This window comes from Paenibacillus sp. J2L1-98 (genome assembly GCF_056269405.1).
The window spans coordinates 1-12,929 of the sequence record NZ_JBWDNW010000002.1 but is presented as its reverse complement, the minus strand read 5'-3'; the positions used below and the strand labels follow the sequence as shown (position 1 = coordinate 12,929).

Below are 12,929 nucleotides of genomic sequence, written 5' to 3'. Positions count from 1 at the left end.
ATGAAGGCATATAGACTAACGCGGATCTTCTTCTCAACTGATTATTCAGATAATGGGTACGATAGTTGAACAAACAAGGAGCAGTTTGCAGCTGCTCCTTGTTGTTTATTAAGCTAAAGGGCAGTATGCAGCAATAGGGAATTAGTGGTAATCTAGTTTTGTTGATTAAAAAAGGGGAGGACGATGAAGTGGCTCCAAAACATATAGTTTCTGCGGCAACAATTGTAGTTAATGAGCGTAACGAAATATTATTGATAAAAGGACCTAGACGAGGATGGGAAATGCCAGGAGGGCAGGTTGAAGAAGGTGAATCATTGAAAGATGCAGCGATAAGGGAAACAAAGGAAGAGAGCGGCATAGATATAGAAGTGACAAAGTTTTGTGGTGTTTTTCAAAATGTAAGTGGTAGTATTTGTAACACTTTATTTTTAGGCAGACCAGTCGGAGGAGAATTAACAACTACCCCTGAGTCTTTAGAAGTAGGATTTTTTCCAATCGAAACAGCATTAGAGATGGTAAATTGGGGGAATTTTAAGCAAAGAATTGAGCTTTGCTTGAATGAAAAACTTCATCCTTTTTATGTTGAATTTTCCATTCCGCTTAAGGATTGCTAGAGCGCCATAAGTACTCCATAGTCCATCATCAAACACCCACGGGACGATATAAACATTCTGCAGAAGAACAAATTGAAGCTATAAAGGAAATAGATAAAAAAGGAGCATGGATATTTAAAGGAACAGATAGAGATTCCTATCAATGTTTGTATCAAATGGCAGATACAATCATATTCCTTGATACCCCATTGTGGAAACGCAGAATTAGGATCCTAACACGATTTCTTAAGCAAAAGCTCGGTATTGAAAAGTGTCATTATAAGCCAGACCTATTGATGTTGAAGATGATGTATAAATGGACACGGGATTTTGAACAGAATAGAAGTGGTTTTGAAGCTAAGTTAAAAATTTACAATGACAAAGTGATCAGGTTAATACCGTAATGATTAAAATGGTTGTTTATTTCTTTTATGCATTGAAAACTCCCCCAGATTGTTCAATCGGGATACAGACGATTATATTGTGTTTAATCCTCCTCAAGTTCACGCGCATCCTTAAACATTAAGATTACCGCTGTTATGAATAAGACTGCGGTAATTACGCAGCATTCAACGTAAGTCATGCCAAGACCGAACCACAGTTCAAGGACTGCGTAGAGTCCCGCCGCTGAGCCCGCGAATATGCCGATGCATGCGAATAGTAATGCGATGATTACGAACATGCGACCTCCAGCGTTTGGTTTGTACAATGTTGTTTTTTTCGGATTTAGAAATAACGAGATCCGCTCCATAATCGCCAGAAGCGCGCGTGACTTGTATAGTTTTTTTCTTTTATTTGGTGACAAATTTATCTCCCCTAATATCTTGTTATATTCTATGTCGGAACTTGGACTGGTTAAGTTAAGGCCTGAAGAGATTCCATTATTGAAACCGTTCATTAAGTCGGGCGAATAGTTTTAGTTATAGAGCATTTCTTTGCAATGAGAAATGCTTTTTATATTTTACAAAATTAAAGGGATTTTACGAAACAATAATAATGAATCGCATTACAATCAAAACATATTGTAAAACGATAAGCTTTGTGATAAATTCAAATTGACAATAACTATGTGAGGTGCATTTTATGAAACAAGAAACATTCTTTTTAAAGTTCGCTGTTGTTCTTATGGGACTTCCTGTCCTTGCTTTGTGTATATTTTTGTTACCTGGGATAGCTGAATTTTTTTCAGAATTAAATCCTAAGTTAGATTTTTTGCAATATCCCTTTTTAATCGGGTTGTATGTAACAGCGATAGTATTTTTCGTTGCATTGTACCAGACTTTAAAACTTTTAAGCTATATTGACAAGAACCAGTCGTTTTCGGAATTATCTGTAAAGTCTTTAAAGAATATCAAAAACTGTGCCATTACCATCAGTGCCTTATATGTGGTATTTATGCCACTCATATATCTCATGGCAGAGGCAGACGATGCCCCAGGTATTATAGTAATCGGAATGGTCATTATTTTTGGTTGCATGGTGGTTGCAGTCTTTGCAGCTGTTCTTCAAAAGCTATTAAAAAATGCTATCGATATAAAATCAGAAAATGATTTAACGATCTGAGGTGAAAATAATGGCGATGATAATCAATATTGATGTGATGTTGGCTAAAAGGAAAATGAGCGTAACAGAACTTTCGGAGAGGGTTGGAATAACAATGGCTAACCTTTCTATATTGAAAAATGGAAAAGCAAAAGCGATTCGATTATCCACTTTAGAGGCGATTTGTAAGGCTTTAGAATGTCAGCCTGGAGATATTTTAGAATACAGAAGTGACGAAGACACTCAAGCATAATAAAGTTTGGTTAATAAACATTGTGGAGGAAAGTAGGTCTTAATATGACAATTATTAGGGGAGGGTATAACCATGGACATTAACAATCTGGTTATTGAAAATATTACTAACCCCAATGAGTTGGAGAGAATGTTTAGAAAAGATCCCGAAGCTTTTAAAAAGTCATTCTCATACGCCTGGGAACAAAACCCTGAGTCGCAGGTTCTTGCCGTTTGGTATGAAAGATTGCATTTCAAGGAGACGGCAAATACAGAAAAAGCTTCCTTGCTTCAGAAAAATTTCTTGTTCATGGGCATATTAGCAGTTCTGGCCGGGATTAGCACCAGGATAATTTTTCATTTTTCCGATCAGCAGGTAATAGCTCCTATTAACCTTGTTTTTGGTATACTTCCCTTTATTGCCACCTATTTTGTATACAATAATTCCCCAAAAAAAAATGTTCTTTACACTCTTGCATCGTTGTTCCTAATCTCCGGATTTTATCTAAATATGCTGCCACTAGAGCATAAAGACAGTATAATCCTGGCTTATCTGCACCTTCCCATTTTCTTATGGGCATTATTAGGGCTTGCATTTACAGGTAATGAATATGGCATAGGCAGAACAAGATTAGCCTATCTTAAATTTAATGGGGAATTTTGCATACTCTACGCCAGCATGGCAATTAGCGGAATGCTGCTAACAGCATTAACTATGCAGTTATTTAAATTTGTCGGCATGGATATATCTGAATTCTATTTTAAAAATGTCGTTTTATTTGGTGCTGCCGCTCTCGCAATTGTGGCTGCATACCTGGTATCAAGGAACCTTAAACTTGCTAAAAATATAGCACCCTATATAGCCAAAATTTTCAGTCCTCTTGTACTGGCAACATTGTTGGTCTATCTTATAACGGTTATTTGGGTCGGAAAAAATCCATTCTTGGACCGCAATTTCCTCATTTCCTTCAACGGAATACTACTTAGTGTATTGGCCGTCACCATATTCTCCATTACCGAAAGCGGTAAAGACGAGAAAATGAAAATTTCTGATTATATAAATTTTGTCCTAATTGTTCTTGCTCTTATCATTGACAGTGTGGCTTTATCAGCCATAGTGTTCAGGCTTTCTTCTTATGGAATTACGCCCAACAGACTTGCTGTTTTAGGCGTAAACATACTTATCTGGGCCAATCTAATTTGGATTATGCTTTCCTATATGCGTTTTCTACAAAACAAAACCGGACCTTCAACCATCCAAGATGCCGTTACTAAGTATTTGCCGGTCTACGGACTTTGGGCAGCTTTCGTTACATTTACTTTTCCTTTAATCTTTAATTAGAAAGGCTCTGTTGCCGTTCGCCTGGGCAGGGATACACTCTCTTACTTTTTTATAGGCTATGTTAAACTTTATGATTGAGGGTTATTCACTGAGAAAATGTGCAGAGCAGTTAAATGGTGAAGTCACGCACGTCACCTTGTTTTACTGGCGACATAAGATTCTTGCCGCTCTAAAGCAGATTCCAACTGAAGCGTTCCAAGGAATCGTTGAAATGGACGAAACGTATTTCTTATTCTCCGAAAAGGGCAAACGGAATGTTACTTAGACAGCAAGGAATATGAGAATACAGCATCGAATAAGAAAAATATGTTGGTGAAATCATGCCTGTTTTCTGTGACCGACACGAATGACAAACTTCGGCTTTCTGCTTATACTTGTTAAACTAACGGGCAGTTTAGGCAGTTTAGTTTAATGATCAAGAATAATAAGCAGGAGATAGTATCGTAACTCCGAATTGTTAAAGTATAAAAATATTAGGAGTTTAGAAAAGGGGTATCTACGTAATTTTATTACGTAAAACGATCTTATTACGGTAATTACGAATTGAATTTCGTAGAATAAAAGTTAGTATGACATATCCGAAAACCAAATTTCACATTTTACTATACTGTGACTTATCTTTGTTATCATGAACTGTGACAAGATGTTAATCGTTTGGAAGGAATTAGTAATTCTTGATAGAATAAATATGAAGATGATCAGGTAATAAATTTGTACACATAAGGAGATAAAACTATGGCAAAAAACAAATTACTAAGAATGGACAATGTTGGCATCGTTGTAGAATCCCTTGATGACGCAATCTCTTTCTTCGAAGAGATTGGCTTGAAGCTCGAAGGGCGAGCTACTGTCGAAGGTGAATGGGCTGGTCGCGTAACCGGGCTGGGTTCACAGTGTGTAGAGATTGCTATGATGGTTACCCCAGATGGCCACAGCCGACTTGAACTTTCGCGATTTCTCACCCCACCTACTATATCAGATCACCGAACTGCTCCTGTAAATGCCCTCGGTTATCTACGCGTCATGTTCACCGTTGAAGACATTGACGAAATGGTATCCAGACTCACTAAGTATGGTGCTCAGCTCGTTGGCGAAGTGGTTCAGTACGAGGACTCGTATCGGCTCTGCTACATTCGTGGAAATGAAGGACTTCTAATCGGTTTGGCGGAACAACTCGGTAATAAATAAGTGACGTTTAAAAGAAGACTTAACTGAAATATACATTACTAGAGTAAAAATAGAAACAGAAAAGCAGTGTGAAAGTATCTCGAAGAAGTCGGGTGCATCATATAAACACCGCATTCACGCTCCGGGTCTGGGCGACCCTCGGTCCCGGAAACAAGGAACGAGGAAATAATTGCCGGGACACATCCGCACCGACTAACCGCATCGCGGCCGGCAGCAAGCTACTTAACTCGTGGGGACTTCGTGATGCATGAACTTTAACGGAAATCAATGCAAAACCAAATTAAAGGGACGGGTACGATAGCTCAATAAGCCGCCTCTTCAACGAGGCGGTTTTCTTATCGTAAAGATCAACATTAGGATTTAACATAGCCTTTTTTATATGGGTGTGTCAGAACTTATTATTATTTATGAGGAGATGGTTAGGGTGGATCAGGTGTGACAACGAAGGAATGTTGTAAATATGATTTTTGACGGAGTAGAAGTCTTAAAGAAGTGCCAATTCAGGCTATTAATAATCTTAATGTAAATCCGAGATATAGCATTGATAATTGCCCTATCCCAGTCGATAATCTGAGGCTCCGCTATGGCGGAGCCTTTTCTATCAGATTTCGTTGACCTAAGCTTGTGGAATTTTCAGCACCGTGCCGGCTTTTACATCATCAATATTTACAATATGATTGTAACCCGCAATGAACATCACATATTTGTCGGAGCCGTAATAGATTTTGGAGATGCTGTAGAGCGTCTCGCCACTCTTTACGGTATGATCGGATGTCTCGTAATCGGGTAAAGTTTCTACTGCGCCATTTTCTTCATCCAGCTTATAATTTTTCAGGGACGGAATAAGGAGGTTGGTGCCTGCTTTCAAGCCTACATTTTTATCAAGCTTGTTTTTTTTCGCAATATAATCCACATATTCCGCCGATTTGTAAAACATTCTGGAAACCCCTGACAGAGTATCACCTGCTTGGATCAGATAGGTAGCCGGCAAATTAATTTTCGAATAGTCTTTGGTTCCCTGCTGGCTGCCATCTATCGAGCCGGCTGTTGATGACAATACTGGGATCTTAAGCGTATCTCCGGCTTTCATATCATTAATAAACACGATATGGTTATACTCTGCAACCAGCGCATAATGCTCCTTAGATTGATAGAACTTCTCGGATATCATTCTTAGCGTATCGCCTTTTTGGACAACATAGGTGGTTGGAAGCTTCACCGTTTTAGTAGGGGCTTCAATTGATTTATTGCCATAATCCTTTTTTTCTTGCGTTGGTTGTTCTTTCTGTGCAGGCTTAGGAGTCTCACTCGGCTTATCACCTTCTTTGACCGTTGTGTTGGATGCAGTAGGAGCAGGCTCTTCCGTCACATCTTTGTATTCCTCTGTAGACTCTTGTTCCTCTCCACTGTCAAGGGCTCTGGCGGGGATGTGGTCATCTGCCAATGGCTCGTTCCCGCTATTCCCATTATTAAGGGAATCCGAATCAGAGGGCCCCCCAATTCTGTTCAGCCCACTGGCTCGCTCGGTATTCGAAGCAGCAAGCGGAAGTTTAGAATCAACTTTTTTCGTATATTTACCGTACAATGCTCCGCAAATAGCAACAAAAATGATGACTATCGCCAGATAGATGATGAGATTTGTTTGCTTTAAAGATGCTAGGCGGCCTTTGGAAAGGTTACTTCTGCGTGTGCTTCTCTTATTCAAAACGTAATCTTCTCCTTTTTTCCTCAACTTAATCCTATTCTATCGGACTTATTGAGCCCTGTGGAATGGGCCTAAACAGCCAATTCATTAGTACCCAAAGTATTCCGTATGTAATGGCGCTGCAGTGGACTGCTCATTTTATTAAGCTAACGGGCAGTCTAGTTCGATGGTCTAACTGGTTCAATTGCTTCCTTCCATTTATTTTCATCAAGACAGTAGGTATGCGACATAATATTTGCCGGAGTAAATTTTAAGATATCAGAACCTAAAATCACCTCTGGAGTTGGTGCATCAAAAATGGCTAAAAGATGAGTGTATCAGCAGTAGCTACTTCATAATGCCACCATCCTTGTGGAACGTTTACTACTTGACCGGGGGTAATAGAGTAACTGAGAATTTTGTTTTGTAAATGGGTTTAGCATCGATACAGTTACAGCACCAGAAATACAGTAGACTAACTCGGCCGCATTCTGGTGATAGTGCGGTTCCACAACTTTATTAGCACTTAAATAAATGTCTAACATGGATATTATCTATTTTTCGTCTAAATTTACGATTAATACGATTAAACCAATTATTGTGCTATAAGTTTCGCTGAAGACGTGATTTGCTCTCTAACTAGGAGGATAGTAATCATGAAAAAAGTTTTTGTGCTACTGGTGCTTCTGTCAATGATGTTGTGCGCGTGTACTGAATCCAACTCATCAATGAAGACTGATCCAACTCAATCCAAAACTACACCTTCACCATCGCCGTCACCTGTGAAAAGCATACCAAATCCCGAAACAAGCGTGCCAGTTTTAGCGGTATTAACCGAACAAGAAATATATGATTTTGAATTACTACGCTCGGATTGGACCAAAGAGCAAATGGTGGAGTTCGGACTTAAAAAAGAGGTAAATGACCCTGGCAGTGAAACGTATTTTTCCAATGATGTGGTTAAATATATCTATTTTGACTACGTTGAGGAAACAACACCGGCTGTAGTCGATGTGTTTGGGGAATGTGTTGGGCCAAGAGGTATTAGTATTGGTGATACTTTTGATGATGTAATGGCACTGTTTCCTCAAGACGAGGATTGGCGAAGCAATGCCAATGGGGTATTTTATGGACAATTCGATAAGTATAAAGAACGTCCTATTGGATTGACTGGATATGTTAGTAGTGATGATAATAAAGCTAAAAAAATTACATTTACCACGGAAAAGAATCCGTGGATGAGGATATTTTTTCAAGGGGATGTAGTGACACACTATACTATCTATCTGATAAGAAGGGATTGATATTAGGTAGCAAATGTCCCTTATAGAGGGAAAATAAGCCAAGAGTATAAAACCTGAAGTCGATAAAGGAACAGTTAGGTTACATATCCAAAAGCAGATTTCTACGGAAATAAAGGACTTAGATATTTTAAAAGTATACTAAAGAGTAATAAGTCTCATTGGTTAAACTAAACGAGCGACGGGTAACTAGAGCATAATAAACACAGGAAAGGCTGCCGAGACCAAAGCCTTCTGGATGGCTTCATGTTTCGTTAAGCAAACGGGTCACGATAGTAATAGCGAGTGTCTTGCATTATAAAGCGATGAAAAGTGAGGGAAGAGCTATGAAGGATGAACTAGGCTCTCTATTAGATTCATTAAGTTGGGAATGTTCAGAAGAAGAACAAAATGAGGCAATAGAAAAACTGATCCCACATAAGCATCACTTATTTAATTCGTTAATTACCGATACTGGCAAGAAGCAATGGGATAGCGCAATAAGCTTAGTTGGAAAACTCAAATACACCGATCAAGTTCAGATGTTACCTCAATTGTTATTTTTATTAAAGGATATGAATTGGCCAGGTGCCCAAGCGGCTGTAGATATAATGTCCAAGATGGATCGATTTGACTTGGAGCCGTTTATTATTGATGCCCTTATAACGGCGAATAGAGAAAATGATTCAGTTTGGATAGCATGGCTGAAAAGTTTTATTAGAGATATTGGGATGGAGAATCTCATTGTGAGCCACCAAGAGATATTTGAAAAGTCTGAATGGTGATATTACGTTATTAACTGATAAGTTTAACTCCCTCAGAGAATAAGGTTTTTCTCACGAATACTCGCGGCTAGGCAGTTCCGTTTGAGGACATGCGGGAATAGAAGGTGTCGGTCTATTTACAACATCTTCCACAGAAAGTTTTGCTGCACATCTTTCTCCACAAGGTCCTTGGGATTCACTCTCCCAAATCTCAACGGGTCTAAGCCTTTACATTCCTTCGTCCTATCTAACCAAGGTGTGGAGTCCGATCAACGTTAACGGAACGGGTCTAAGCCCTAAAGCGTAAAAATCTAGGTACTCCGTGCTTTCTTTGTGAAATCCTGCGAACGAGCTAATCTACGTGTTTGGGTTGCGATTTTAGTTGTTAAGCTGCTAGTGGCGGTTGAGCTTTATCCGCGGAGAAACCCGCGGCTCACTGCATCGGCAATGACCAAAGCGTCCTTTGGGTCATTTTTTGATGGGGAGTTGTCTCTGTTTTCCTTATTGCGTTTGGTCGTCATTGGATTAACAAGGACAACAGAAATCCCTGTTTCTCCTTGGCAATGTCGATGCCAATGACAAGAGTAGAAGCGGAAACACGTTCTACACATTGAGTTTGAGCTTTAAATAGTCTAGACTTCATAATAACGCCTCCTAAGGTGAGTTCTGAGGGCTCCAACCCAGTACATACTCATCCTAGCGAGGCGTTCGTTCTTCTGCAAATCGGATCTACTAACACCTACAGGAATGTTAACGGGTACGATAGTTCGATCAGATCAAGGAGCAGATTGCCGCGGCAGCTGCTCCTATTTCATTGTAGTAACTGGCAGGATAGTTCGATAATCGGTTGGGCAAAATAACCAAAAAAGATGGAGGTTATTTCTCATGTGGTGGAGAGGTCTAATTTTGATTTGGGTAATAGGGGTAACCAACTCTACAGTAATGGATTGTGCTGAAGCTTACAACGAGGAGTCACCAACTAAATATAATGTCGACATTCAACGTAAGGGCTTGGAAGAGGTCCTTATTTTCGAACTTCGTCTTAAGATTATGAGCGTACTTGAAAAGGAATATGGTAATAACTTTCTCATCGGCGGCGCTCATATCATACCAATCAGGAAATCGGATTCTTATCCTCAACAAGAGTTTATACTTGAAGGGGAAGTTACGACATACGATTCTAACTCGGATATAGTTCAAATTACTTTCAAAGCTAGTACAGATGGATACAAAGCGAGTAATTTCCGTGTTATCCGTAGCGAAAAAAACAATGTTCCATTGAGCTAAAGGTACGCGATAGTTTAATAACACACTTGATGGGCTGAAGCTGCGGTAGCTTGCTCATATTATTAAGCTACGCAGAAAACTGATTAAATATAGCTAAAATAGTAGAGAGAAAGAAGCACGATTCCCGCATGTTCATAATATATTGAACTAAGACAAGTGTGGGAGGTACTTATATAATGCCTAGTATTCTAGTTCAAATAGCTTTTTTAATTATTTTCATATGGTCGATCATAATGTTGATTCAAGATTTAAAGGTATCCCGAAAGGTTTGGATGAACGTTTTACTTCATGCTTCTGTTGCTGTTGTATCACTTCATTTTTTTCTAGCTTTCTAAATTGTAAAAATAAATCCTCATCCGTGCATGTCTCTGCGCCGGGTTGGTGGATTGTCAAGAATAGTTGATCAACAAGAGGGCTGGCTCGAGGAATTTTTGTTAGGCTTGTATATCATAATCGCTATTCTAACTACGTGTACGGATTTATAAACGCGCTTTTTTCAATATCAAAGGGAATGGTAAGTAGGAAAGACAGTTGGAAAAGAAAAATAATACAAGGCTGCCTATGGTGCATGAATCGGCAGCCTAATTTTTTTGCTCGATTTTTTGCAGGACTATTAACATTTCAGATTTCTGCCCGTTATACCTATGAAAGGTGGTGAAGCATGGACGTCGGACAGATCTACGAACTACTGCAGCCAAAGCTGAATGAAATCCGGAATTACCTCATTCGACTAGGCGCTTCTCCATCAGATGCGGAGGATATTTTGCAGGAGACCCTGTATAAAGCTTTTCTATACATAGACTCAATAGAAAACGGGAAGTTCAGCGCATGGCTGTATAAAGTAGCTATTAACCACTATTACGATCTCTGCCGCCGAAAAAAGTGGATTACGGTTCCGATCGACACAATGGAAATATCGGATTCTAATCTGCCTGAAGACCAACTGCTGCTGCAGGAAAAGAAAGAAGAAGTAGAAATTGTTCTCAGTCAGCTTTCGCCGCTGCATAAACAGCTTCTCATCATGAAGTATGAGATGGAACTGCCGTACAAGGAGATAGCGAAGCTGCTGGGGATGCGAATGGAACATGTCAAAGCGGCGCTGTATCAGGCAAGACAGCAGTTCAAAAAAAGGTATGGGAGTGAAGTTAGATGAACGGACCTCGCAAAGAGGAAGATACGGAGAATTTAACAAAAATTATCAAGAAAGCGAAGCGAAAATCTACGATTCGCACGGCTGTCATTTCGCTGCTTGTATCTGTAATCGCTCTTTTCGGAGTGATGCTCGGCAATCTCCATTTGACAAGCTGGAGTTATAGCCGTGCGATGAACAATGAGCAAATCATGAAGCTGATCAGTGGACCTAATCAAGTGGAAACAGGACATGTCAACGACAGCGGTTTTTTGAACGGTACCTTTCAGTTTTATACAGTTAAAGTGATTGAAGGAGTACCTATACCTTGGTCAAATAAAAAAACTAATTATCAAGTTGTTCCCTTTTTTGCTTTTACAACCTTGACGGGAAGTCTCGTGCAAACTGTTTCATTATCCGATGCGGCCATGGAAAAACAAGGATATGAGTATACACGCAGCTATAACGGTTTAAACGGGCAAAGAAAAATGTTGTTTTACATTCCAAAAGTGAATTATAACGGAAAAATCCTTAATGATCTTCCCTTGCTCCAGGAAATGGATCAAGACAAGCTGGTGGAAATGGCAGTATCTTTCGACAAAGATTATTCTTTAAGCGAAGTGAAACAGATGACTCCTCCCGGGTTAACCCAGACTTGGTATTGGGTGGATACGTATGACAACAAACAATTCTATGATCCTTATATAGACGGAAATGGAAATAAGAGTTATGCAATACCTGATGATGAAGATTGGGTTAAAGGCTTTGGCATCTTCCATTCGGATCCGATTGAAGTGACGGAGAAAAAATTCCTGGATGCTTTGGAACAGGGAGTTCAACTGAAAGGACAGTATCATTATGAGTTCAACCGAATTTACAATTATTTAAAAAAGGATAAAGCCAAACCTGATGTGAGTGATATTCGTATTCTGGGTGTGGTAGTTACTGGGACAGCGAAAGAACTTCAATTGCTAAGTGGCCAGCCTTACGTTAGAGGAGTAACTTTGGGCGCTGTAGTAAATAAATACTAACTAGTCCTTTGTTGAACTAAAGGGTAACGATAGTTGAACGCACCAAGGGAGCAGGCCATCACGGCAGTTGCTCCCTTTCTGCATTGAAGTAACGGGCAGAATTGCGCAACAATACTAGGCTAGTTTCGTCTAATTACATGTGGGGATTTCCACCATTTCGATGAGGTGATAAAAATGTGGAAAAGAACAACAAAGGTCTTACTGAGTTATTTGTTCGTGTTCGGTACGTGGTTTGTGGTCGAGCCTTTAACTGTCAATGCATGCTCTTGTGGTCTTCCGCAGATCCTGTAAAAGCTCAATTCGAAGTGAAAACGGTATGGAAAGGAGAATTGAGTTCTCAAGCGACTGTTTATACAGCATTGAGTTCGGCAAGTTGTGGATATGAGGGATTCGAAGTGAATGAAGAATATATCGTTCTTGCTTACGGTAATCCAGATCGACTTGAAACAGGACTTTGTAAAGGAACTAAGACTCTTGCATCCGCACATGAAGAACTTAAAGCATTGGGAGCAGGATATGAACCCTCTAAGATAACAATCCCTCAAGAGGTTTCGTTAGAAAAATCTTCCATTAATAAAGAAACAGATAACCGATTTGTCATAATCGTTTTAGTTCTTGCAATTTCTCTAACATTGTTTATCTTGCTGGTCATATCCTTAAAAGGGCGACGCCGATGATAGCATCTGTTGCGGCTGCCCTTTACTTACTACAGGGGCATATTTGCGTTTGAGCGTTAAACTAACGGATACGATAGCATTCCTGTAGAGCGTTAAATTTCCGCTTTGCAAAAAAACGAGCGCCTCGGTACGATGGAAGTACGCAACGGGTCATAGCCCTAAAAATTCCATCATCCAGGAG

14 protein-coding genes and 3 pseudogenes are annotated in these 12,929 nt (G+C 39.6%); 12 read left to right on the top strand and 5 right to left on the bottom strand.

What is annotated here, in order from left to right; translation table 11 throughout:
• Positions 1-188: 188 nt before the first annotated feature.
• Positions 189-614 carry an NUDIX hydrolase gene (locus tag AC0YNZ_RS04725; RefSeq protein WP_475825540.1) on the top strand — a complete coding sequence of 142 codons (426 nt, stop codon included), beginning with the start codon at positions 189-191 and terminating at the stop codon, positions 612-614.
• 466 nt (positions 615-1,080) lie between these two features.
• Here AC0YNZ_RS04725 and AC0YNZ_RS04720 read toward each other — a convergent pair whose 3' ends face one another.
• The gene (locus AC0YNZ_RS04720; protein ID WP_475825539.1) at positions 1,081-1,398 is read right to left on the bottom strand and encodes a hypothetical protein; all 318 of its coding nucleotides are present in this window, start codon (positions 1,396-1,398) and stop codon (positions 1,081-1,083) included.
• Positions 1,399-1,676: 278 nt separating this feature from the next.
• On the opposite strand from AC0YNZ_RS04720, the gene AC0YNZ_RS04715 reads away from it, so the two are divergent.
• The 5 genes and pseudogenes from AC0YNZ_RS04715 (at position 1,677) to AC0YNZ_RS04695 (ending at position 4,896) form a co-directional block, all read left to right on the top strand.
• Entirely contained in the window at positions 1,677-2,156 is a 480-nt protein-coding gene (locus AC0YNZ_RS04715) for a DUF2975 domain-containing protein (RefSeq protein ID WP_475825538.1), read from the top strand.
• 10 nt (positions 2,157-2,166) lie between these two features.
• A complete protein-coding gene (locus AC0YNZ_RS04710) occupies positions 2,167-2,388 on the top strand; it encodes a helix-turn-helix domain-containing protein (RefSeq protein WP_475825537.1) in 222 nt (73 codons plus the stop codon).
• Positions 2,389-2,460: 72 nt separating this feature from the next.
• Positions 2,461-3,708 (top strand): DUF4153 domain-containing protein, encoded by a 1,248-nt coding sequence (locus tag AC0YNZ_RS04705; protein ID WP_475825536.1) that lies wholly within the window; start codon positions 2,461-2,463, stop codon positions 3,706-3,708.
• Positions 3,709-3,778: 70 nt separating this feature from the next.
• A pseudogene (locus AC0YNZ_RS04700) lies at positions 3,779-3,967 on the top strand (IS1595 family transposase); the annotation flags it as partial.
• Positions 3,968-4,443: 476 nt separating this feature from the next.
• The gene (locus AC0YNZ_RS04695; RefSeq protein ID WP_047679368.1) at positions 4,444-4,896 is read left to right on the top strand and encodes a VOC family protein; all 453 of its coding nucleotides are present in this window, start codon (positions 4,444-4,446) and stop codon (positions 4,894-4,896) included.
• A gap of 616 nt (positions 4,897-5,512) precedes the next feature.
• Here the strand turns inward: AC0YNZ_RS04695 and AC0YNZ_RS04690 are convergent.
• Both AC0YNZ_RS04690 and AC0YNZ_RS04685 read right to left on the bottom strand, forming a co-directional pair.
• Positions 5,513-6,601: a LysM peptidoglycan-binding domain-containing protein gene (locus AC0YNZ_RS04690; protein WP_475825535.1), complete on the bottom strand. Its 1,089-nt coding sequence runs from the start codon at positions 6,599-6,601 to the stop codon at positions 5,513-5,515.
• 164 nt (positions 6,602-6,765) lie between these two features.
• Positions 6,766-7,131: pseudogene (locus AC0YNZ_RS04685) on the bottom strand (cupin domain-containing protein); the annotation flags it as partial.
• A gap of 105 nt (positions 7,132-7,236) precedes the next feature.
• Between AC0YNZ_RS04685 and AC0YNZ_RS04680 the strand changes: the two are divergent.
• Entirely contained in the window at positions 7,237-7,884 is a 648-nt protein-coding gene (locus AC0YNZ_RS04680) for a hypothetical protein (protein ID WP_475825534.1), read from the top strand.
• A gap of 323 nt (positions 7,885-8,207) precedes the next feature.
• A complete protein-coding gene (locus AC0YNZ_RS04675; RefSeq protein ID WP_475825533.1) occupies positions 8,208-8,645 on the top strand; it encodes a DUF5071 domain-containing protein in 438 nt (145 codons plus the stop codon).
• A gap of 401 nt (positions 8,646-9,046) precedes the next feature.
• Here the strand turns inward: AC0YNZ_RS04675 and AC0YNZ_RS04670 are convergent.
• Positions 9,047-9,178, bottom strand: a pseudogene (locus tag AC0YNZ_RS04670) (IS110 family transposase); the annotation flags it as partial.
• On the bottom strand, positions 9,142-9,267 hold the full coding sequence (locus AC0YNZ_RS04665; protein WP_475826172.1) for a hypothetical protein: 126 nt from the start codon (positions 9,265-9,267) through the stop codon (positions 9,142-9,144). The gene AC0YNZ_RS04665 and the pseudogene AC0YNZ_RS04670, both read right to left, overlap by 37 nt.
• Positions 9,268-9,509: 242 nt before the next feature.
• Here AC0YNZ_RS04665 and AC0YNZ_RS04660 point away from each other — a divergent pair, with 242 nt between their 5' ends.
• From AC0YNZ_RS04660 to AC0YNZ_RS04645, 4 genes are all read left to right on the top strand, one after another.
• Entirely contained in the window at positions 9,510-9,911 is a 402-nt protein-coding gene (locus AC0YNZ_RS04660) for a hypothetical protein (RefSeq protein ID WP_475825532.1), read from the top strand.
• Positions 9,912-10,572: 661 nt separating this feature from the next.
• A complete protein-coding gene (locus AC0YNZ_RS04655) occupies positions 10,573-11,064 on the top strand; it encodes an RNA polymerase sigma factor (protein WP_475825531.1) in 492 nt (163 codons plus the stop codon).
• A complete protein-coding gene (locus AC0YNZ_RS04650; protein ID WP_475825530.1) occupies positions 11,061-12,071 on the top strand; it encodes an anti-sigma factor in 1,011 nt (336 codons plus the stop codon). The genes AC0YNZ_RS04655 and AC0YNZ_RS04650 overlap by 4 nt, the downstream gene beginning before the upstream one ends.
• Before the next feature lie 176 nt (positions 12,072-12,247).
• Positions 12,248-12,748 (top strand): hypothetical protein, encoded by a 501-nt coding sequence (locus AC0YNZ_RS04645; protein ID WP_475825529.1) that lies wholly within the window; start codon positions 12,248-12,250, stop codon positions 12,746-12,748.
• The last annotated feature ends 181 nt before the right edge of the window (positions 12,749-12,929 follow it).

Bases quoted from the DNA above. Each gene is read 5' to 3' on its own strand.
- AC0YNZ_RS04680 (WP_475825534.1), top strand. From the start codon at position 7,237: ATGAAAAAAGTTTTTGTGCTACTGGTGCTTCTGTCAATGATGTTGTGC.
- AC0YNZ_RS04710 (WP_475825537.1), top strand. From the start codon at position 2,167: ATGGCGATGATAATCAATATTGATGTGATGTTGGCTAAAAGGAAAATG.
- AC0YNZ_RS04660 (WP_475825532.1), top strand. From the start codon at position 9,510: ATGTGGTGGAGAGGTCTAATTTTGATTTGGGTAATAGGGGTAACCAAC.
- AC0YNZ_RS04665 (WP_475826172.1), bottom strand. From the start codon at position 9,267: ATGAAGTCTAGACTATTTAAAGCTCAAACTCAATGTGTAGAACGTGTT.
- AC0YNZ_RS04655 (WP_475825531.1), top strand. From the start codon at position 10,573: ATGGACGTCGGACAGATCTACGAACTACTGCAGCCAAAGCTGAATGAA.
- AC0YNZ_RS04650 (WP_475825530.1), top strand. From the start codon at position 11,061: ATGAACGGACCTCGCAAAGAGGAAGATACGGAGAATTTAACAAAAATT.
- AC0YNZ_RS04705 (WP_475825536.1), top strand. From the start codon at position 2,461: ATGGACATTAACAATCTGGTTATTGAAAATATTACTAACCCCAATGAG.
- AC0YNZ_RS04695 (WP_047679368.1), top strand. From the start codon at position 4,444: ATGGCAAAAAACAAATTACTAAGAATGGACAATGTTGGCATCGTTGTA.
- AC0YNZ_RS04675 (WP_475825533.1), top strand. From the start codon at position 8,208: ATGAAGGATGAACTAGGCTCTCTATTAGATTCATTAAGTTGGGAATGT.
- AC0YNZ_RS04715 (WP_475825538.1), top strand. From the start codon at position 1,677: ATGAAACAAGAAACATTCTTTTTAAAGTTCGCTGTTGTTCTTATGGGA.